Below are 19,480 nucleotides of genomic sequence, written 5' to 3' on the forward strand. Positions count from 1 at the left end.
CTGAAGCTATAAAGACCACCGGGGCGGATCATGGGGCACACTCACGGTCGTGGAGGCGATTCCGTTGGCGGAGGGCGACCTCCGGTGGGTGTTCCCCGGCCTCATCGACGTGGACCCGGTGCTCGACGTGCTGCGGCAGGCCACCGCGCGGGTCGAGCGACTGGCCGGCCACCTGGGCAGACCGGGCCCCGGCCTGGTGTTCGACCACCTGCCCGGCGCGCCCTACGCGGGTCTGTCCGCCCTGGCCGAGATCGACGAGGTGGCGTTCCGCGTCCTGGTGTCACCGCCGCGCGACCCGCACCGCCACGTGCTCGCCCTGCCGCCCCCGTGGCAGGTGGAGGGCGAGATCTCGGTCCGCTGCGACGCGATCCGGGACTGCGGCAGGCACGAGATCGAGACGGTCGAGTCGGCGCACGGCACGCCGCTGGACGCCGCCGACGGCGTGCTGACCGTCGCGGGGTGGCTGTACGACCGGGGCACGACCGAGCCGCACCCCTCGTGGCGCAGGCGGGACGTGCTCAGCCGCCACCGCTGACGACCGTGAGCGCGCCCGGCACGCACGTCGTGGTCAACGGCACGTCGCTCATCCGCTCGCCGTCCGCGTAGGCCACCCAGGACGTCCCGGACAGCCGCACGGACCGCGCCCGCAGCGTGCGCACCGCCGGGTGCTCCACGTGCCGCCCGGTGCGCAGCGTGGGCAGCATCCGCAGCAGGGTGCGCCGCGGCGCGGCCCCCACCACGGTCAGGTCGAACAGGCCGTCGGCGGGCAGGGCGTCCGGGCACACCGGGATGCCGCCGCCGTAGCTGGTCGTGTTGCCGACCGCGACCAGCAGGGCGTCCAGTTCCAGCACGGCGTTCTCGGTCTCGACCACCAGCCGCTGGGGTCGGAGGGCGGCCAGTTCGGCGAGGATCGCGAGGTCGTAGCGCCGGGGACCGGCGGGCCAGCGCATCGAGTTGGCCCGCTCGTTGACCGCCGAGTCGAACCCGGAGCACAGCACGGTGGCGAACCACGGGCCGTTCTCGACCCGTCCCAGGTCGATGGTGCGGCGGCTGCCGTCGCGCAGCGCGCTCACCACGGTGTCCACCGACGTGGCGCCGAGCGCGGTGGCCAGGTCGTTCCCGGTGCCCGCGGGCACCACGGCCAGGGCGGTGGAGGACTGGGCGCACGCCTGCACGGCCAGGTGCGCGCCGCCGTCACCGCCGAGGACGACCAGCACGTCGACGCCATCGGCCACCGCTTGTCGCGCCATCTCGGCCGTGCCCGCCGCCGAGGAGGCCACGTGCAGGTCGAGGCGGTCGGCCACGTCCCGCAGCCGGGCCGCGACGGTGCCCGCCACGCGCCCGGCCCTGCCCTTGCCCGAGGTGGGGCACACCAGCAGGGCCACCCGCGTTGACGTCGACATGGTCGGGAAGCCTACAAACATGCCACCCGTTCAGGTGAGGCTGATCAGGTGACGCTGATCAGGTGACGTCGTCGTAACGGACGCGACCGGGCGGCTGCTGCCCGGCGTCGGGCGGCTGCTGCCCGGCGTCCGACGCCGAGGGCCCCGGGCCCGGCGTGGGCAGCGGCTCGGGTTCCTCCACGGCCGTCGGCGTGTACTCGAACGGGGCGGCCTCGTCGTCGGACAGGTCGTCCAGGCCCTCCGCCTTGCGCCGACGCTCGATCCGCCGGTCGTGGACGCGGGCGATCTGGATCGCCACCTCGAACAGCAGCACGAGCGCGATGGCCAGTGCGACCATCGAGATCGGATCGGTGCCCGGGGTCGCGACGGCGGCGAAGACGACCAGGGCGAACGTGAGGCCGCGGCGCCATCGGCGCAGCTTGTCGTAGGTGAGGATGCCGACCTGGTTGAGCATGACCACGATCAGCGGCAGCTCGAAGCTCACCCCGAAGATCAGCAGCAGCGCCATTACGAAGCTGATGTACTCGCCCGCCGTCAACGCGGTGATGAACTTCTCGTCACCGAAGCTGACCAGCACGGACAGGCCCTGGGGCACCACGTAGAAGGCGAGCGCCGCACCCGCCACGAACAGCGCCGACGCGAAGGCCACGAACACGACCGCGAACCGGCGTTCCTTGGCGTACAGGCCGGGCGCGATGAACCGCCACACCTGGTAGAGCCACAGCGGCGCGGTGAGGGCCATGCCCGCTCCCGCGCCGACCTTCAGCCGGATCATGAAGATCTCGAACGGCTTGGTCTGCAGCAGCTGGCAGCCCGCACCGCCCTGGGTGAGCCGCTGCTCGACCGGGATACCGCAGTAGGGGGCGATCACGATGTCGCCGAGGCTCGGCAGCCCGAAGATCCGCCAGCTCCACCAGAACCAGCCGAAGACCGCGCCGAACGCGATGATCAGCAGCGCCAGGCCGAGGCGGTGCCGGAGGTCGTAGAGGTGATCCTTCAACGACATGGTGCCGTCGGGGTTGCCCCTGCGGCTCGTGATCTTGCGGCGCTCCCGGCGCTGGGACCACCACCGGACCGGACTTGCCCCCACCGTGCGGACCGTCCTTCGGTTCTCGTTGACGCGGCTCTAGTTGGAGTTCTGCTTGTTCTCGAGGTTCTGCTGGGACTGCTCGATGGGCTGCGCCACCTGCGGCTGGGCGACCTGCGGCTGGGCGACCTGCGGCTGGACAGGCTGGACCGGCTGCACGGCGGGCTGCTGCACGGGCGGCTGGGCGACCTGCGGCTGAGCGGGCGGCAGCTGCTGCGCCGCGGGCATCTGCTGCGCGGTGGTGGCGCCCGGCTGAGCGGTCTGCTGCGGGTCGTCCTCGCTGCGCAGACCCTTGGTCTCGGCCTTGAGGATCTTCGCGGAACGGCCGATGGAGCGCGCCATGTCGGGCAGCTTCTTCGCGCCGAAGAGGAGAATGATCACCACGGCGATGATGATCAGTTCGGTTGGTCCGAGGTTACCCACGGTTGTCCTCCTGTCTCCCCCGGTCCACCGATGGTACGCGGGGCTCGCCCTCACGGGCCTGGTCCGGACGCCGTTCGGCGAAGGCCACCTCGAGCGCGGCGAACCGCGCCCGCAGCAGACCCGCGTCGTCACCGACCCTGTCACCCACCAGAGTGCTGGCGGCGCGGAAGCGGCGCAACGATCCGATGACTCGGAGTCCGGTCGCCACCAGCACGACCAGCCCGAACAGGACCAGCACCAGGATCGGGAAGTACGGCACGGCACCACCGTACTTGGCTCAGGTTGCCAGGAGGTGATCCGCCCGGCGCAACGCCGCTTCGGCCTGCCGGGCGACCGCCGCCACCAGGTCGGGCGGTTGCTCGACGTGCACGTCACCGCCGAGGCCGAGCAGCAACCGCACCATCCAGGGGGTGTCGGCGTACCGCATGAGCACCCGGGCGCGGCCTTCGGGGAGCTCTACCAGACCATCGGTCGGGTAGTACTCGGCCACCCAGCGGGCGTCCGGTTCCAGGACCAGCACGGCCGTCCGCTGCGACGGGTCCGGCTGGAACAACCCCTCCGACGTATCGGTGGGCGTGGCGTGCGGCGGCGGGGCCGCGGGCTCGTCCAGCACCCGCACGACGTCGATCCGGTCGAGCCGGAACAGCCGGACGCCGTCCGCGGCGCGGCACCACGCCTCCAGGTAGCCGCGGCCTTCGACCAGGAGCATCCGCATCGGGTCGACCACGCGGTCGGTGATCTCGTCCCGCGACGGCGTGTAGTAGCGCAGGTGCAGGGCACGGCCGCGCAGGACGCCGTCCGACACCGCGTCACGCACGCGAGCCGTCTCGGGCGCCTCCCGCATGGCCAGGCCGACGGCCACGCCGGCTGGCTGCGCCTGACCGACCGCGGCCTCGATCTTCGCCACCGCCCGCTGCACCGCGGCCTGGTCCGCGACGCCCGGCGTCTCCGCCAGCGCACGCAGCGCGACCAGCAGCGCTGTCGCCTCGGCCGCGGTCAGCCGAAGGGGGCGGCTCATGCCCGCGTCGAACGTGACGGTGACCGTGTCGCCCTCGAACGACAGGTCGATCAGGTCGCCGGGACCGTAGCCGGGCAGGCCGCACATCCACAGCAGTTCGAGGTCGCGGCGGATCTGCTTGGGCGACACCTCGAAGTCTTCCGCGACCTCGTCGATCGGCACGCCCGGCCGGGCCAGCAGGTACGGCACCAGGGCGAGCAGCCGGGGCAGCCGGTCGGTGGCGGCGTTCACGCGCGCACCCCCGCACCGCGCAGCGCGCCCAGCAGCTTCTCCCGCACGGTCTTGGCCAGCACTTCGGGCTCCAGCACCACCACGTCGGGGCCGAACCCCGCGATCCACGCGGCGGCCGAGTCGGGGAACCTCAGGTCGATCTCCAGCAGGTCGCCGGGCTCGCCGTCGAACTCCCGCGTGCCGACGATCCGCGCCCTCCGGCGCACGCCCTGCGCCCGGCCCTCGGCCACCCACAGCGTGGCGGTGGCCACCACCTGGTCGGCGGCGGGCTGGGTGCGGGTGACGAATGAGAGCAGGTCGAGCTGGTCGGGCCGCTGCACCGCGCCGGGCTTGCCGATCACGCGGACGTCGCCCGCGATGCGGGACAGCCGGAAGCAGCGCGGCGCGTTCCGGTCTCGGTCGTGGCCGACGAGGTACCACCGGCCGCGCCAGGCGACCACGCCCCACGGCTCGACGGTGCGGGTGCCCACCTGGGCCGGCACCGGGCGGCGGTAGTCGAACTCGACCACGCGCCCCTCCTGCACCGCCGCGAGCAGCGGCGGGAACGCCGGTTCGCTGGTGCGGACCTTCGGCTCGACCGGCACGTGCACGTCCTGGTCGACGTCGACCCCGGCCGCGCGGAGCTTGATCAGGGCGCCGTGCGCGGCGCCGGTGAACTGCGGCGAGTCCCACAGGCGGGCCGCCAGCGCGACCGCGGCGGCCTCGTCCGGCTCCAGGTCGATGTCACCGAGCTCGTAGTCGCGGCGGGCGATGCGGTAGCCGTCGATCGCGTCGAAGCCCGCGCTGCGGCCTGTCTCCAGCGGCACGCCGAGATCGCGCAACTCGGTCTTGTCGCGTTCGAACATGCGGAAGAACGCCTCGTCCGTCGCGGCGTCGGCATAGCCGGGGACGATGGCGCGGATGCGCTCGGCGGTCAGGTACTGCCGGGTCGAGAGCAGGCACAGCACCAGGTTGACGAGCCGTTCGGCACGTGCAATGGCCACCCCGGAACCCTAACCCCGGACGAACGCCCAGTGACGCCATCCCCGCCCGCAACGCGGATGAATGGACCATTCAGCCGATTGCGGACCCGGTGTCAGCCGGTCGCCGCGAAGAATCCGCGCAGCTCGGCGACCAGTTCCGCCGGAACCTCCTCCGCCAGGTGGTGCCCGCAGCGCAGCCCTCGACCGCGCAGGTCGTCCGCCCAGTCCCGCCACACGCCGAGCACGTCGCCGTAGAGGTCGGGCAGGTCGTCGCCCTCGGCCCAGAGGACGAGCACCGGGCACCGGACGCGCCGGCCGGCGGCCAGGTCCGCGTCGTCGTGCGCGCGGTCGACGCCGAGGCCGGCGCGGTAGTCCTCGACCATCGCGCGCACGGTCGCCGGGTCGTGCATCGCGCGCAGGGTGTCGTCGTCCACCGGTCTGGTGTCGGTGTGGTACCAGGCGTCGGGGTCGGCGCAGATGACCCGTTCCGGCACGTCGGGCTGCGCCAGGAAGAACCAGTGCCACCAGCGCCGCGCGAACTCGGGCCCGCAGCGGGCCAGGGCCGACCCGATCGGCACCACGTCCAGCGCCACCAGGTGCGTGACCACCTCCGGGTGGTCCAGCGCGAGCCTGGTCGCCACGTACCCGCCGCGGTCGTGGCCGACCACCGCGAACCGCTCGTGCCCCAGCTCGCGCATGAGCGTCACGAGGTCCCGCGCCATCACGCGCTTCGAGTAGGGCGTGTGGTCGGGCGTGGTCCCGGGCTTGGAGGACTCGCCGTAGCCGCGCAGGTCGGGGCACACGACGGTGTGGTCGGCGGCGAGCAGGGGCGCAACGTGCCGCCACGTGGTGTGCGTGCGCGGGTGGCCGTGGACCAGGAGCACGGGCGGGCCGGAACCGCCCGTGCGCACCCGCAGCTCCGCGTCACCTGTGTCGATCCGGGTGAGGGTGAAGTCGTCCACAACGGCCCGGTACCCACGCCCGTCGACGCCCAACCACCGGCCCGGCCGCCGGTTCGACCGCCGTTGCCGGCCACCGGTCCCGGTCAGCCGCCGGTGAGCGTCCCGTCGGGCAGGCCGGGCACGTCCGGCTGGAGCCAGATCGGCCGCCAGTCCGCCAGCTCGTGGTAGCGGCGCAGTTCCGCCACCCCCGACAGCCAGCCCGCCCACGCCCCGTACGGCGGCCGGCCCGTGTCGAACCCGCTCTGCACGAACGTCAGCCGGGTGCCGCCGCCCGACTCGGCCAGCTCCCACGTCGACACCATGCCGCCCCAGTCGATGCCCATCCGCTTGCCGGGCTCGAAGTCGACCACCTTCGCGGGTTCCGGGTTCGCGTCGAAGCCGCCCATGGCGACCCGGCCGCCCTCCCACGCCTCGATGTCGATCTTCGCGCCGAACCACCGCGTGTACTGCTCGGCGTCGACCAGCGAGTGGGCCACCGAGTCGACCGGCGCGTCGATGAGCACCTCGCCGCGCATCTCGGCAGTGCCGAAGTCCACCATCGATGTCAACGGGCGGCCCTCGACGTGGTCGACCAGGTTCGCCAGCGACAGGCACCAGTAGGTGGACAGGTAGCCGAGCACGCTGGTCGCCACGACGGCCACCTCCCCCCAGCCCGGGAAGTGGCTCTGCGAGAGCGTGATGACGGTGTCGCCGTCCTCGACGGTCCAGCCGATCTCGACGGTGGTGTCCTCACCGCCGACCCTCCAGTCGAACCTCAGCGAGTGGTCGTCCACGTGCCGCAGGGTCTGGTGCGGCACGTGGCCCTCGGGCGTGAACCGGCCCCAGAACTCGAACCGGTCGGGCAGCTCCACCGCCGCGTGCTCGGCCAGCCACGCGCTCAGCTCGCCCGCGTCGGTCAGCGCCCGGCGCACCCGGTCGACGGGCGCGGTGGTGCGGGCGCGTAAAACCAGGGTCTCACTCATCGGTCTCCTCCGTCATGGGGTAGCACGCCACGGCCAGCCGGAAAGCGTCGCCCTCCGCGCCGCCGTAGCGGGCGAACAAGTCCTGCAAGGTCGTCTTCAGGTCGTCGAAGAACTCCTGCCGCTGATCGGGCCGCAGCCTGATCTCGCCGGACACGCCGAGCGACGGCAGTTCGGGCCGGGTCCGGTCGAGGCCCGCGATGTCCGCCTGGACCTGCTCCACGAGGTCCAGCAGGAATCCCAGGCTCAGCTCGTCCTTCGCGCGGCGCAGCCCGAGCCCGCCGACCAGCCCCGGCGACAGCCAGTACGAGCGCGCGCTCGCCTGGTACACGCCCTCGTTGATGCCACGCACCCGGCGCTCGCTCACCAGCGTCACCAGACCGGCTTCGACCAGGCGTTTCACGTGGTAGTAGACCCGCTGAGGGGTCTGGTCGAGCGCGGCCGCCACCTCGGTGCACGACCGCGGCTCGGCCAGCTGCCGCAGCACTTCGATGCGCTGCGGCTTGAGCAGTGCCTCGGCCTGCTCGATCTGCTCCAGGTACAGGACGTCTCTCATCGCGAAAATCATGTTGTACGTAAAAATTGATTTTGTCAATTGAGCCGAAGAAGACCCCGGGCCACTCGGCCCGGGGTCTTCCCGCTCGGCTACAGCGAGGCGATCAGCCGTTCCACGCGCTCGTCCACCGCGCGGAACGGGTCCTTGCACAGCACGGTGCGCTGCGCCTGGTCGTTCAGCTTCAGGTGCACCCAGTCGACCGTGAAGTCACGGCCCGCGGCCTGCGCGGCGGCGATGAAGTCACCGCGCAGCTTGGCCCGCGTGGTCTGCGGCGGGGTGTCCTTGGCGGCCTCGATCTCGCCGTCGTCGGTCACCCGTTCCACCTGGTCCTTGCGCTGGAGCAGGTCGAAGATGCCCCGGCCGCGCCTGATGTCGTGGTAGGCGAGGTCGAGCTGGGCGATCCGCGGGTTGGACAGGTCCATGCCGTGCTTGGCCTGGTAGCGCTCCATCAGCCGGTACTTGATGGCCCAGTCGATCTCGCGGTCGATCTTGGACAGGTCCTCGGCCTCGACCGCGTCCAGCGTGCGGCCCCACAGCTCGAGAACCCGCTCGGCCATCGGGTCCGGCGCGCGCTTGGCCACGTGCTCCACCGCGCGCTCGTAGTACTCGCGCTGGATGTCCAGCGCCGAGGCCTCCTTGCCGCCCGCGAGGCGGACGGTGCGGCGGCCGGTCAGGTCGTGGCTGATCTCGCGGATCGCGCGGATCGGGTTGTCCAGGCTGAAGTCGCGGAACTGGACGCCCTGCTCGATCATCTCCAGGACCAGGTTCGCGCTGCCCACCTTGAGCAGCGTGGTCACCTCGGACATGTTCGAGTCGCCGACGATGACGTGCAGCCTGCGGTAGCGCTCCGCGTCGGCGTGCGGCTCGTCGCGGGTGTTGATGATCGGCCGCGACCGGGTGGTGGCGCTGGACACGCCCTCCCAGATGTGCTCGGCCCGCTGCGACAGGCAGTAGACCGCGCCGCGCGGCGTCTGGAGCACCTTGCCCGCGCCGCAGATGAGCTGCCTGGTCACCAGGAACGGCAGCAGGACGTCGGCGATGCGGGAGAACTCCCCCGCCCGCGCGACCAGGTAGTTCTCGTGGCAACCGTAGGAGTTGCCCGCCGAGTCGGTGTTGTTCTTGAACAGGAAGATGTCTCCCCCGATGCCCTCGTCGGCGAGCCTGCGCTCGGCGTCGACGAGCAGGTCTTCGAGGATCCGCTCACCAGCCTTGTCATGCGTGACGAGCTGGGCGAGGTCGTCGCATTCCGCCGTGGCGTACTCGGGGTGCGAGCCCACGTCCAGGTAGAGCCGAGAGCCGTTGCGCAGGAAGACGTTCGACGAGCGTCCCCACGAGACGACCCGGCGGAACAGATAACGCGCGACCTCATCCGGGGACAGCCTGCGCTGCCCGTGGAAGGTGCAGGTCACCCCGAACTCAGTCTCAATGCCGAAGATCCGCCGCTGCATCCCTCAACAGTAGGCGCATTCGGAACTTTCCTCAGTGATCCAATCGGGCGTCGCGTGGTTTTCGCGGATAACGTTCGGGTGTGCTGCGCCGAGTGAACCGCCTGGACCTGGCCCTCGTGAGGCGCTCCGGCGCCTTGCGCCCGTCTCCTGTAGATCATGGATTGAAAAGGTTGTCGCGTGCCGCCAACCACAGCGTGTTGTGGCTCGTGATCGCTGGTGTGCTGGCCACTCGGAAGGGCGCGCCCAGGCGTGCCGCGTTGCGCGGGGTGGCGGCGATCACCGGCGCGAGCTTCAGCTCGAGCCTGGTCGCGAAACGGCTGTTCCCGCGCCGCAGACCGGCCGCTGACCTGCTGTTGGCGCCGCGACGGCTGAGCAAGCGGCCGACGTCGTCGTCGTTCCCGTCCGGGCACGCGGCGTCGGCGGCGGCGTTCACCACGGCTGTGGCGATGGAGTCACCCGCGTTGGCGCTGGCGGTCGCACCGGTCGCGGCGGCGGTGGCGTACTCACGGGTGCACACGGGGGTGCACTGGCCGTCCGACGTGGCCGCGGGGGCCGCGATCGGGATCGGCGCCGGGCTGTTGACCAGGCGTTGGTGGCCGTTGGGGCGGGCCGAGCGCGCGACGGCGCGGGAGCACCAGTCGTTAGCGGCGCTCGTCGACGGCGAGGGCCTGGTCGTCGTCGTGAACCGGAGCGCCGGTCTGGGTGCGACGAGCCTGGGTGCCGAGGATCCGACCGAGGCCGTGGTGCGGGAATGGCCGAAAGCCACGATCGTGGGAATTGATGATCTCGACACGGTGATCGACGATTACGGTCCGAAGGCACTCGCGGTGGCGGGCGGTGACGGCTCGGTGGCCGCGGTCGCCGCGGTGGCGGCGACGCACCGGCTGCCGTTCGCGCTGGTGCCCTCGGGGACGTTGAACCACTTCGCCCGGGACGTCGGCGCGCACGGGCTGGACGACACCGCTCGGGCGGTCGCGGACGGCGAGGGCGTGCTGGTGGACCTGGCCGTCGTGTCGGTGGACGGCGCCGGGCCGCGCTGGTTCGTCAACACGGCGAGCCTCGGCGGCTACCCGGACATGGTTCGCCTGCGGGAGAAGCTGCAGGACAAGTGGGGCAAGTGGCCGGCGGCGGCCATCGCGCTGGCCGGCGTGCTGCGCACGGCCCGGCCGATGCGGGTGGAGCTGAACGGCGAGCCGCAGCTGATCTGGATGCTGTTCGTCGGCAACGGCCCGTACCGGCCGAAGGGCTTCGCGCCGACCATGCGGCCGGCGTTGGACGCGGGGCTGATGGACGTCCGGTACATCCGCGCGAACACCCGGTTCTCCCGGGCGAGGTTCTTCGTCGGCGCCCTGCTCGGCGCCCTGCACCGCAGCCGGACGTACCGGCACCTGGAGACGCGGTGGCTGGACGTCCGGCTGCTCGACGGCGCGGTGGCGATCGCGACGGACGGCGAGGTCGGGCCGACCGGCTCCACATTCGAGTTCCGCTCGCGCCCGGCGGCCCTGGCCGTCTACCGGCCGCAGGAGTGACGTCGCTCCGCTCTCACCCCCGCCGCATTCGACATGGTCGAACGATTCCGCGCTAAGGTGATCGCGTGCCCGGTCCCATCCAGTCCATCGAACGGGCAGCCGCAGTGTTGCGGCTGCTGGCCAGTGGTGCGCGGCAGATGGGGGTCGCGGAGTTGGCACGGGCCCTGGAGCTGCCCAAACCGACCGTCCACGGCATCTTGCGGACGCTCCAGCTGGTCGGGTTCGTGGAGCAGTCGCCCGACACGGGCAAGTACCAGCTCGGCGCCGCCCTGTTCCACATCGGCAGCAGCTACCTCGACGGCAACGAACTCCGCACCCGCGCGCTGAACTGGTCGGACTCGCTGGCCTCGCGGAGCATGGAGAGCGTCCGCATCGGCACCCTGCACGAGAACCAGGTCCTGGTCGTGCACCACGTGTTCCGCCCGGACAACTCGCGCCAGGTCCTCGAAGTCGGCGCTCTCCTGCCCTCCCACGCCAGCGCGCTGGGCAAGGTCCTGCTCGCCGACGACCCCGTCGGCCCGGGCTTCGCCGACGACGAACCGCTCAAGGCCTACACCGCCGCCACGATCACCGACCCCGCCCGGCTCAGCGACGCGTTGGAGCAGGTCAGGCAGCGTGGCTGGGCGAGTGACGTGGAGGAGCTGGTCGACGGCGAGGTGTCGCTGGCCGCCCCCATCCGGGACCGCCGCGCGGTGACCGTGGGCGCCGTCGGCATCTCCGGGCCGGTCGAGCGGCTGTGCGACGAGAAGAAGCAGCCCCGCACCGAGCTGGTCTCCTACGTCCGTGAGGCCGCGCGGTCCATCTCGCGCGAGCTGGGCGCCATCCCCTGGTAGGCCCTGTCCGGTTACCGGACCGCTTCGGGAGGGTTGACATCTTGTGAGCGTCGGCACAGGATTCACGCGCAGCGTACGACATTGTCGAACGGCATTCAGGTCAGAGGGGGCGCGTGGATGACCAACCAGTCGATCTTCATCGGGGAGTTCCTGGGCACCGCACTGCTGTTGCTGCTCGGCAACGGCGTCGTCGCGGGCGTGGTGTTGGCCAAGTCGAAGTCGAACGGCGCGGGCTGGGTGGTCATCACGTTCGGCTGGGGCTTCGGCGTGCTCGCGGGCGCCTACGCCGTCGCGCCGCTGTCCGGCGCGCACCTCAACCCGGCCGTGACCGTCGGCCTGGCCATCCACAACGGCGACTGGGCCACCGTCCCGCTCTACGTGACCGCGCAGCTGCTCGGCGCGTTCACCGGCGCTGTCCTCTGCTACCTCGCCTACCTCGGCCAGTTCCGCGCCAACACCGGCGAGGTGCTCGGCATCTTCGCCACCGGCCCCGAGATCCGCCACCGCGCCCAGAACCTGACCACCGAGGCCATCGCCACGTTCGTGCTGGTGTTCGTCATTCTGGCGACCGGCCAGAGCAAGGGCCTGGAGACCTCCGGCACCGGCGTGCTGGTCGTCGCGCTGCTGGTCGTCGGCATCGGGCTGTCGCTCGGCGGCCCCACCGGCTACGCCATCAACCCCGCGCGCGACCTCGGCCCCCGCATCGCGCACGCCGTCCTGCCGATCCCCGGAAAGGGTGGATCGGATTGGGGCTACGCCTGGATCCCCGTCGTCGGTCCCCTGGTCGGCGGAGCATTGGCCGGGCTCGTCGACATCGCCGTCTACTGACGCCGTCTACTGACATCGCCGTCTCCTGAGGAGTGACACCGTGACCACCTACTCAGCCCAATCCTTCGTGGCAGCGATCGACCAGGGCACGACCTCCTCGCGCTGCATCGTCTTCGACCACGGCGGCGCGATCGTCTCCGTGTCGCAGAAGGAGCACCGGCAGATCTTCCCCAGGCCCGGCTGGGTCGAGCACGACGCCGAGGAGATCTGGGCCAACGTGCTGGACGTCGTGCACGGCGCGCTGCAGAAGGCGTCGCTGACCGTGCACGACCTGGCCGCCGTCGGCATCACCAACCAGCGCGAGACCACGCTGGTGTGGGACAAGGCCACCGGCAAGCCCGTGCACAACGCGATCGTGTGGCAGGACACCCGCACCGACCAGCTGGTGAAGGAACTCGGCGAGCAGAACCGGTTCCGGGAGAAGTGCGGTCTGCCGCTGGCGACCTACTTCTCCGGCCCGAAGGTCCGCTGGCTGCTCGACCACGTCGACGGCCTGCGCCGCCGTGCCGAGGCGGGCGAGGTGCTGTTCGGCACCATGGACACGTGGCTGATCTGGAAGCTCACCGGCCGCCACGTCACCGACGTCACCAACGCCAGCCGCACCATGCTGATGAACCTGGAGACGCTGGACTGGGACGACGAGCTGGTCGACGCGATCGGGGTGCCCCGGGCGATGCTGCCGGAGATCCGGTCGTCCGCCGAGGTGTACGGCACCGCGACCGGCACGCTGGAGGGCGTCCCGGTGGCGTCCGCGCTCGGTGACCAGCAGGCCGCGTTGTTCGGCCAGACCTGCTACGCGCCCGGCGAGGGCAAGTGCACCTACGGCACCGGCAGCTTCCTGCTGGTCAACACCGGTGACAAGCCCGTGGTCTCGGAGAACGGCCTGCTGACCACCGTCGGCTACAAGATCGGCGACCAGCCGGCGGCGTACGCGCTGGAAGGCGCGATCGCGGTGACGGGCGCGCTGGTGCAGTGGTTCCGGGACAAGATGGGGCTGATCTCCAGCGCCGCCGAGATCGAGACGTTGGCGCGCACCGTGGAGGACAACGGCGGCGCGTACTTCGTGCCCGCGTTCTCCGGTCTGTTCGCGCCGCACTGGCGGTCCGACGCGCGGGGCGTGATCGCGGGCCTCACCGGCTACATCGACAAGGGCCACATCGCCCGCGCGGTGCTGGAGGCGACCGCGTGGCAGACCCGCGAGGTCGTGGACGCGATGAACGCCGACTCGGGCGTCGAGCTCGTGGCGTTGAAGGTCGACGGCGGCATGACGGCGAACAACCTGCTCATGGGGTTCCTGTCCGACGTGCTGGACGTCCCGGTGGTGCGGCCGATCGTCGCCGAGACCACGTGCCTGGGCGCGGCCTACGCGGCCGGGCTGGCGGTCGGCTACTGGTCGGACACCGAGTCGTTGCGGGAGAACTGGCACAAGGCGGCCGAGTGGCTGCCGACGATGGACGCCAAGGCGCGCGACAAGGGCTACCGCAAGTGGAAGAAGGCGGTCGAGCGGACCGTGGGCTGGATCGACGAGGACGACAACGATGAGTGAGCAGCGGGACAGGGCGCGCGAGGCGCTGGGGCAAGGGGCGTTCGACCTGGTCGTGATCGGCGGCGGCGCGCTGGGCATCGCCACCACGTGGGCGGCGGCGCGGTCGGGGCTGCGGGTGGCGCTGGTGGAGGCGGGCGACTTCGCCGGCGCCACGTCCAGCGCGTCGTCCAAGCTCGTGCACGGCGGGCTGCGGTACCTGGCGATGGGTCCGGGCGCGGTGCCGATGGTGCGGGAGAACCACGCCGAGCGGCGCGCGTTGGGCGACCACCTGGCGCCGCACCTGGTCCGGCCGCTGCCGTTCCTGGTGCCGGTGTACCGGGGCGGGCCGCACTCGCGGCCGGTCCTCGGGGCGGGCGTGGTGCTGTACTCGGCGCTGTCCGGGTTCGGCGACGGCGTGGGCAAGGTGCTGTCGGCGCGGCGGGCCTCCGAGTACGTGCCGCACCTGCGCACGGAAGGGCTGCGCGGGGCCGCCCTCTACTACGACCACCAGATGAACGACGCGCGTGTGGCCATCACGGCGGCGCGTGCGGCGGCCGAAGCCGGTGCGGTGCTGCTGAACCACGTCGAGGTCTTGGGGCTGCGCAAGCGCGGTTCGCTGGTCACGGGTGTGGAGCTGCGGGACGGCGTGGACGGGTCGGCGTTCGGGTTGGACGCGTCGGTCGTGGTCAACGCGACCGGGCCGTGGCTGGACGAGCTGCGGCGGATGGAGGACTCGTCGGCCGCGCCGAGCATCCGGCTGTCCAAGGGATCGCACCTGGTGCTGAAGACGGACACGCCGTGGCGGGCGGCGCTGACCATCCCGTTGGACGACGTGCGGGTGTCGTTCGCCATCCCGTGGGAAGGGCAGCTGCTGCTGGGCACGACCGACGAGGCGTACGAGGGCGACCCGGCCGACGTGCGGTGCTCGCAGGCGGACATCGACCAGATCCTCGGTGAGGCGTCGGTCGGCATCGACCCGGGAGCCCTGGACCGGTCCCGGTTGGCTTACACGTTCGCCGGGCTGCGCGTGCTGCCGGGAGGATCGGGCGACACCAGCCACGCCAAGCGCGAGACGGTGATCACCAGCGGGCGCGGCGGGATGATCAGCGTGGCGGGCGGCAAGTGGACCACGTTCCGGCGGATCGGCGCGTCCGTCCTGGCCCGCGTCGGCGAGGCCCTGGGGCGCGACCTGACGCACGCGTTCGACGGCGTGCCGGCGGCGTTGCCGGGCGCGTCGCTGCCCGAGCGGGTGAGCGCGCAGCTGGGTCGGGAGCTGCCGTCGCTGCCGGACGACGTGATCAGCCACCTGGCCACGCACTACGGCACGGTGAGCCACGAGGTGCTGGCGCTGGCGCTGGACGACCCGTCGCTGCTCGACCGGGTGCACCCGGACGGGCCGGACATCTGGGCGCAGGTGGCGCACGCGCAGCGGTACGAGTGGGCGACCGAGGTGGACGACGTGCTGCGGCGGCGGACCACCGTCGTGGTGCGCGGGCTGGACACGCCGTCCGTCCGCGAACGCACGGGTCGGCTGCTGGCCAAGGCCATCGCGTAGCCGGCCGTACGGGTGGTGCGGGTGGGATCGGCATACTCGAACCATGCCCTTCACCAGCACCACCCACGTGCGCTGGCCGGATGTCGACCCGAACGGCCACATGCGCACCACCGCGTACCTCGACGCGGCCGAGGACAACCGGATGCAGTTCTTCGCCTCGACGGGCTTCCCGGTCAGCGAGCTCACCACCCGCCGCATCGGCCCCATCTCCCACGGCGACGACATCCGGTACCGCGCCGAACTGCGCCTGCTCGACGTCTTCACGGTGGAACTGCGCCTGGGCGGGCTGGCGTCGGACGGCGCGCGGTTCCGCCTGCACAACCGGATCGTCAAGGCGGACGGCCGGACCGCCGCCACGATCGAGACCACCGCCGGGTGGCTCGACCTGGACACCCGGCGGCTCACCGCCCCGCCGGCCGACCTGCTCGCCGCGCTCGGCACCCTGGAGCGCACCAAGGACTTCGCCGACCTTCCCTCACCCCTCGCCCACGTCTGAGCCCGCACTCCGGGTCAGCACGATGACGGTCAGGAACACGACCGTCAGGACATGACGAAGGCCCCCGGCACAGCGCCGGGGGCCTTCCGTGTCGTGCGCGCGGAACCTACGCCTTGTCGTCGTTCGGGGGCAGGTTCACGTCCGTCACCGGCTTCTTCCGACCACCCTTGGCAGGCGGGGTCGCCGGTTCCTCGGCTTCGGCCGCCGCCGGGTCGTCACCGGGGAGCAGGGCCGCCAGGGCGGCGCCCGTGATGCGGCGGAACGCGCGGCGCGGGCGGTCGTGCTCCAGGACCGCCACTTCGAGCTTGCCGCGGTCCAGGAGGTCGGGCTTGCCGTTGCCGGTGGTGGTGCTGCCGGCGCTCAGGGCCTTCACCGCGACGCGCACGGCGTCGGCCAGGGGCAGGTTCTCGGCGTACGCGTCCTTCAACGCGGTGCCGGTCGCCTCCGCTTGGCCGCCCATCACGACGTACTGCGGCTCCTCCACGATCGACCCGTCGTAGGTCAACCGGTACAGCGTGTCCTGCTCGGGCGTGGCGCCGACCTCGGCCACGCAGATCTCCACCTCGAGGGGCTTGATCTGCTCGGCGAAGATCGAGCCCAGGGTCTGGGCGTACACGTTCGCCAGGGACCGGCCGGTGACGTCGCGCGGGTCGTTCTGGTACCCGCGGATGTCGGCGAACCGGATGCCCGCCTGCCGCAGGTTCTCGAACTCGCTGTACCGGCCGACCGCGGCGAACGCGATCCGGTCGTAGATCTCGGAGACCTTGTGCAGCGTGGCGGACGGGTTCTCCGCCACGAACAGCACGCCGTCGGCGTACCGGAGCACGACGACGCTCCGGCCGCGGGCGATGCCCTTCCGGGCGTACTCCGCGCGATCGCGGAGGATCTGCTCGGGTGAGGCGTACAACGGCATCGTCACTGCTGCGGCTCCCGGGCTCGGCGGATGCGGGTGGGGATGGTGGTCGACACGGTGCTCAGCCCGCCGGCTTGATCCGGCGGCCCTCGACGACCGACTCGGCCAGGGTCGCGGTCCGCTCGTCGGAGAGGTGCGCGGCGCCCTCGGCGGTGATCGTCACGACGACCGGGTAGATCTTGCGGATCACGTCCGGTCCGCCGGTGCCCGAATCGTCGTCTGCGGCGTCGTACAACGCCTCGATCGCGGTCCTGGTGGCCAGTTCCGCGTCCGCGTCGGGGTTGTACAGCTTCTTCAGCGCGGACTTCGCGAACAGCGAGCCGGAGCCGACGGCCTGGTAGCCCTGCGACTCCTCGTAACGCCCGCCGGTCACGTCGTAGGACACGATGCGGCCCGCGCGCTCCGCGTCGGGAGCATCGATGTCGAAGCCCGCGAACAGCGGCACCACGGCGAGGCCCGCCAGCGCGGCGTCCAGGTTGCCCTTGATCATCGCGGAGAGCCGGTTCGCCTTGCCGTCCAGGGACAGCGAGACTCCCTCGATCTTCTCGTAGTGCCGGAGCTCGACCGCGTAGAGCCGGACGATCTCGACCGCGATGCCCGCCGTGCCCGCGATGCCCACCGCCGAGTAGTCGTCGGTGATGAACACCTTCTTCATGTCGCGCTGGGCGATCACGTTGCCCATCGTGGCGCGCCGGTCGCCCGCGATCACCACGCCGCCCTTGAACGTGAGCGCGACGATGGTGGTGCCGTGCGGGGCCTGCACCGCGCTGCCCTCCGGCAGCTTGCGGCCCGAAGGCAGCAGTTCGGGGGCCTGCGCGCGAAGGAAATCGGTGAACGACGACGACCCCGGCCTGAGGTAGGCCGGGGGCAGCGACGCGGCCGGGTAATGCCCGGTCGAGCTGTGGTCCATGTGTGGGTTCTTCTCCTGTCCCGCCGGTGGCTTTCTACTCGCCGCCCTTTTGCACGTACGCGCGGACGAAGTCCTCGGCGTTCTCCTCGAGCACGTCGTCGATCTCGTCGAGGATCGCGTCGACGTCCTCGCCGATCTTCTCCCGGCGCTCCTGGCCGGCCGCCGCCGCGCCGTCGCCGTTGTCGTCGCCGTCACCGCCGCCTTGGCGCTGAACCTGTTCCTGGGCCATGTCGACCTCCCGGTCTTCGGGTCCTGCGACTCAAACACTACCTACCAGGGCCGACATTGTGTGCCTGCCACTCGGGTCGGATGATCAGCCCCTGGTCAGCGCCTCCACCAGCTCCTCGGCCGTCTCCGAGGCCTCCAGCAGGGCTCCGACGTGCGCTTTCGTCCCGCGCAGCGGCTCCAGGGTGGGAATCCGAACGAGTGATTCACGGCCCAGGTCGAAGATCACCGAATCCCACGAGGCCGCCGCCACGGACGTGGGGTAGCGCTCCAGGCACCGGCCGCGGAAGTAGGCGCGCGTGTCCTCCGGGGGCGAGAGGACGGCCGCACGCACCTCCTCCTCGTCGACCAGGCGCTTCATCGAGCCCCGGGCCACGAGCCGGTTGTACAGGCCCTTGTCGAGCCGCACGTCGGAGTACTGCAGGTCGACCAGGGAGAGCCGGGGCGAGCCCCAGGCCAGGCCGTCGCGGTCGCGGTAGCCCTCCAACAGCCGCAGCTTGGCCACCCAGTCGAGCCGGTCGGCGCACTCCTGCGGGTCACGGGCCAGCGCGTCCAGCACCTCGCCCCACACGCGGAGCACGTCGCGGTCGCCGTAGCCCTCCTGCTCCACGAACGCGGAGGCGCGCTCGTAGTAGGCGAACTGGAGGTCCAACCCGGTGAACTTGCGCCCGCTGGACAGCTCGACCTTCACCTTGAGCGTCGGGTCGTGGCTGATCTGGTGCACCGCGCGGACCGGGTCCTGCAGCCGCAGGTCGTCGAACCGGCGGCCGGCCTCGATCATGTCGAGCACCAGCGACGTGGAGCCGCACTTGATGTACGTGGAGTACTCGGCGAGGTTCGCGTCACCGATGATGACGTGCAGCCGGCGGTACTTGTCCGCGTCGGCGTGCGGCTCGTCGCGGGTGTTGATGATGCCGCGCTTGAGCGTGGTCTCCAGGCCGACCTCGACCTCGATGTAGTCCGAGCGCTGGGACAGCTGGTAGCCGGTCTCCTCGCCCGCCGCGCCGATGCCGACCCGGCCGGAGCCGACGATGACCTGGCGGGACGCGAAGAACGGGGTGAGCCCGGCGATCACCGCGGTGAACGGCGTGCTGCGCTGCATCAGGTAGTTCTCGTGGGTGCCGTAGCTGGCGCCCTTGCCGTCCACGTTGTTCTTGTACAGCTGGAGGCGGGGCTGGCCGGGCACGGTGGCCGCGCGCATCGCGGCCTCCTCCATCACCCGCTCCCCCGCCTTGTCCCAGATCACCGCGTCGCGCGCGTTGGTGACCTCGGGCGCCGAGTACTCGGGGTGCGCGTGGTCGACGTAGAGGCGCGCGCCGTTGGTGAGGATGACGTTCGCCGCGCCCAGGTCCTCGACGTCGTTGTCGCTCGGGTGTCCGCCGGGCGTGCCGAGGTCGAAGCCGCGCGCGTCGCGCAGCGGCGATTCCACCTCGTAGTCCCAGCGTGCCCGGCGCGCCCGCGGTATGTCGGCGGCAGCCGCGTAGGCCAGCACCACCTGGGTCGAGGTGAGCACCGGGTTCGCCGTAGCGTCACCCGGCACCGAGATGCCGTACTCCACTTCGGTTCCCATGATCCGCCGCATACACGCAGCCTACGACCAACCACCGACAGACCGCC

At 71.5% G+C, this 19,480-nt stretch carries 21 protein-coding genes; 7 read left to right on the plus strand and 14 right to left on the minus strand.

Annotation, left to right across the window (positions count from 1 at the left end):
* The first annotated feature begins 49 nt into the window (after window positions 1-49).
* On the plus strand, window positions 50-535 hold the full coding sequence (locus tag ACRAKI_RS24255; RefSeq protein ID WP_447002814.1) for a hypothetical protein: 486 nt from the start codon (window positions 50-52) through the stop codon (window positions 533-535).
* Here ACRAKI_RS24255 and ACRAKI_RS24260 read toward each other — a convergent pair.
* The 10 genes from ACRAKI_RS24260 to pafA form a co-directional block, all read right to left on the minus strand.
* Window positions 519-1,403: a diacylglycerol/lipid kinase family protein gene (locus ACRAKI_RS24260; RefSeq protein ID WP_447002815.1), complete on the minus strand. Its 885-nt coding sequence runs from the start codon at window positions 1,401-1,403 to the stop codon at window positions 519-521. The two genes, ACRAKI_RS24255 and ACRAKI_RS24260, sit on opposite strands and share 17 nt — an antisense overlap.
* Window positions 1,404-1,461: 58 nt before the next feature.
* The gene (gene tatC / locus ACRAKI_RS24265; protein ID WP_447008496.1) at window positions 1,462-2,409 is read right to left on the minus strand and encodes a twin-arginine translocase subunit TatC; all 948 of its coding nucleotides are present in this window, start codon (window positions 2,407-2,409) and stop codon (window positions 1,462-1,464) included.
* A 120-nt stretch (window positions 2,410-2,529) separates the two neighbouring features.
* The gene (locus ACRAKI_RS24270) at window positions 2,530-2,871 is read right to left on the minus strand and encodes a twin-arginine translocase TatA/TatE family subunit (protein WP_447002816.1); all 342 of its coding nucleotides are present in this window, start codon (window positions 2,869-2,871) and stop codon (window positions 2,530-2,532) included.
* A 34-nt stretch (window positions 2,872-2,905) separates the two neighbouring features.
* Window positions 2,906-3,172 (minus strand): bacteriophage holin, encoded by a 267-nt coding sequence (locus ACRAKI_RS24275; protein WP_447002817.1) that lies wholly within the window; start codon window positions 3,170-3,172, stop codon window positions 2,906-2,908.
* 18 nt (window positions 3,173-3,190) lie between these two features.
* The gene (locus ACRAKI_RS24280) at window positions 3,191-4,162 is read right to left on the minus strand and encodes a helix-turn-helix transcriptional regulator (RefSeq protein ID WP_447002818.1); all 972 of its coding nucleotides are present in this window, start codon (window positions 4,160-4,162) and stop codon (window positions 3,191-3,193) included.
* Window positions 4,159-5,145, minus strand: coding sequence for a helix-turn-helix transcriptional regulator (locus ACRAKI_RS24285; protein ID WP_447002819.1), 987 nt, complete (start codon window positions 5,143-5,145; stop codon window positions 4,159-4,161). Before ACRAKI_RS24285 ends, ACRAKI_RS24280 begins: the two co-directional genes overlap by 4 nt.
* Before the next feature lie 92 nt (window positions 5,146-5,237).
* The gene (locus ACRAKI_RS24290; RefSeq protein ID WP_447002820.1) at window positions 5,238-6,086 is read right to left on the minus strand and encodes an alpha/beta fold hydrolase; all 849 of its coding nucleotides are present in this window, start codon (window positions 6,084-6,086) and stop codon (window positions 5,238-5,240) included.
* A gap of 83 nt (window positions 6,087-6,169) precedes the next feature.
* Entirely contained in the window at window positions 6,170-7,048 is an 879-nt protein-coding gene (locus ACRAKI_RS24295) for an SRPBCC domain-containing protein (RefSeq protein WP_447002821.1), read from the minus strand.
* Window positions 7,041-7,601, minus strand: coding sequence for a helix-turn-helix domain-containing protein (locus ACRAKI_RS24300; RefSeq protein ID WP_447002822.1), 561 nt, complete (start codon window positions 7,599-7,601; stop codon window positions 7,041-7,043). The genes ACRAKI_RS24295 and ACRAKI_RS24300 overlap by 8 nt, the downstream gene beginning before the upstream one ends.
* 89 nt (window positions 7,602-7,690) lie before the next feature.
* Window positions 7,691-9,049 carry a Pup--protein ligase gene (gene pafA / locus ACRAKI_RS24305; RefSeq protein ID WP_447002823.1) on the minus strand — a complete coding sequence of 453 codons (1,359 nt, stop codon included), beginning with the start codon at window positions 9,047-9,049 and terminating at the stop codon, window positions 7,691-7,693.
* An 80-nt stretch (window positions 9,050-9,129) separates the two neighbouring features.
* On the opposite strand from pafA, the gene ACRAKI_RS24310 reads away from it, so the two are divergent.
* The 6 genes from ACRAKI_RS24310 to ACRAKI_RS24335 all read left to right on the plus strand — a co-directional run bounded on the left by ACRAKI_RS24310 (window position 9,130) and on the right by ACRAKI_RS24335 (window position 15,815).
* Window positions 9,130-10,578 (plus strand): phosphatase PAP2 family protein, encoded by a 1,449-nt coding sequence (locus tag ACRAKI_RS24310; RefSeq protein ID WP_447002824.1) that lies wholly within the window; start codon window positions 9,130-9,132, stop codon window positions 10,576-10,578.
* A 65-nt stretch (window positions 10,579-10,643) separates the two neighbouring features.
* Window positions 10,644-11,411, plus strand: a complete 768-nt coding sequence (locus tag ACRAKI_RS24315; RefSeq protein ID WP_447002825.1) for an IclR family transcriptional regulator — start codon at window positions 10,644-10,646, stop codon at window positions 11,409-11,411.
* 117 nt (window positions 11,412-11,528) lie between these two features.
* Window positions 11,529-12,239, plus strand: a complete 711-nt coding sequence (locus ACRAKI_RS24320; RefSeq protein WP_447002826.1) for an MIP/aquaporin family protein — start codon at window positions 11,529-11,531, stop codon at window positions 12,237-12,239.
* A gap of 40 nt (window positions 12,240-12,279) precedes the next feature.
* The gene (glpK, locus tag ACRAKI_RS24325; protein WP_447002827.1) at window positions 12,280-13,785 is read left to right on the plus strand and encodes a glycerol kinase GlpK; all 1,506 of its coding nucleotides are present in this window, start codon (window positions 12,280-12,282) and stop codon (window positions 13,783-13,785) included.
* On the plus strand, window positions 13,778-15,319 hold the full coding sequence (locus ACRAKI_RS24330) for an FAD-dependent oxidoreductase (protein ID WP_447002828.1): 1,542 nt from the start codon (window positions 13,778-13,780) through the stop codon (window positions 15,317-15,319). The genes glpK and ACRAKI_RS24330 overlap by 8 nt, the downstream gene beginning before the upstream one ends.
* Window positions 15,320-15,362: 43 nt before the next feature.
* Window positions 15,363-15,815, plus strand: coding sequence for an acyl-CoA thioesterase (locus ACRAKI_RS24335; RefSeq protein WP_447002829.1), 453 nt, complete (start codon window positions 15,363-15,365; stop codon window positions 15,813-15,815).
* Window positions 15,816-15,921: 106 nt separating this feature from the next.
* Here ACRAKI_RS24335 and prcA read toward each other — a convergent pair whose 3' ends face one another.
* From prcA to dop, 4 genes are all read right to left on the minus strand, one after another.
* On the minus strand, window positions 15,922-16,734 hold the full coding sequence (gene prcA, locus ACRAKI_RS24340; RefSeq protein WP_447002830.1) for a proteasome subunit alpha: 813 nt from the start codon (window positions 16,732-16,734) through the stop codon (window positions 15,922-15,924).
* Window positions 16,735-16,789: 55 nt separating this feature from the next.
* Window positions 16,790-17,638 (minus strand): proteasome subunit beta, encoded by an 849-nt coding sequence (gene prcB / locus ACRAKI_RS24345; protein WP_447002831.1) that lies wholly within the window; start codon window positions 17,636-17,638, stop codon window positions 16,790-16,792.
* Between the two features lie 34 nt (window positions 17,639-17,672).
* Window positions 17,673-17,867 (minus strand): ubiquitin-like protein Pup, encoded by a 195-nt coding sequence (locus ACRAKI_RS24350; RefSeq protein WP_447002832.1) that lies wholly within the window; start codon window positions 17,865-17,867, stop codon window positions 17,673-17,675.
* Window positions 17,868-17,951: 84 nt separating this feature from the next.
* On the minus strand, window positions 17,952-19,445 hold the full coding sequence (gene dop, locus ACRAKI_RS24355) for a depupylase/deamidase Dop (RefSeq protein WP_447002833.1): 1,494 nt from the start codon (window positions 19,443-19,445) through the stop codon (window positions 17,952-17,954).
* Window positions 19,446-19,480: the final 35 nt, after the last annotated feature.

It is taken from the genome of Saccharothrix isguenensis (genome assembly GCF_052936305.1).

What these genes read in the sequence shown, in the direction of transcription:
- ACRAKI_RS24260 (WP_447002815.1), bottom strand. Translation starts at nt 1,403, where the DNA reads ATGTCGACGTCAACGCGGGTGGCCCTGCTGGTGTGCCCCACCTCGGGC.
- tatC (WP_447008496.1), bottom strand. Translation starts at nt 2,409, where the DNA reads ATGTCGTTGAAGGATCACCTCTACGACCTCCGGCACCGCCTCGGCCTG.
- ACRAKI_RS24295 (WP_447002821.1), bottom strand. Translation starts at nt 7,048, where the DNA reads ATGAGTGAGACCCTGGTTTTACGCGCCCGCACCACCGCGCCCGTCGAC.
- ACRAKI_RS24300 (WP_447002822.1), bottom strand. Translation starts at nt 7,601, where the DNA reads ATGAGAGACGTCCTGTACCTGGAGCAGATCGAGCAGGCCGAGGCACTG.
- pafA (WP_447002823.1), bottom strand. Translation starts at nt 9,049, where the DNA reads ATGCAGCGGCGGATCTTCGGCATTGAGACTGAGTTCGGGGTGACCTGC.
- ACRAKI_RS24320 (WP_447002826.1), top strand. Translation starts at nt 11,529, where the DNA reads ATGACCAACCAGTCGATCTTCATCGGGGAGTTCCTGGGCACCGCACTG.
- ACRAKI_RS24330 (WP_447002828.1), top strand. Translation starts at nt 13,778, where the DNA reads ATGAGTGAGCAGCGGGACAGGGCGCGCGAGGCGCTGGGGCAAGGGGCG.
- ACRAKI_RS24335 (WP_447002829.1), top strand. Translation starts at nt 15,363, where the DNA reads ATGCCCTTCACCAGCACCACCCACGTGCGCTGGCCGGATGTCGACCCG.
- prcB (WP_447002831.1), bottom strand. Translation starts at nt 17,638, where the DNA reads ATGGACCACAGCTCGACCGGGCATTACCCGGCCGCGTCGCTGCCCCCG.
- ACRAKI_RS24350 (WP_447002832.1), bottom strand. Translation starts at nt 17,867, where the DNA reads ATGGCCCAGGAACAGGTTCAGCGCCAAGGCGGCGGTGACGGCGACGAC.
- dop (WP_447002833.1), bottom strand. Translation starts at nt 19,445, where the DNA reads ATGCGGCGGATCATGGGAACCGAAGTGGAGTACGGCATCTCGGTGCCG.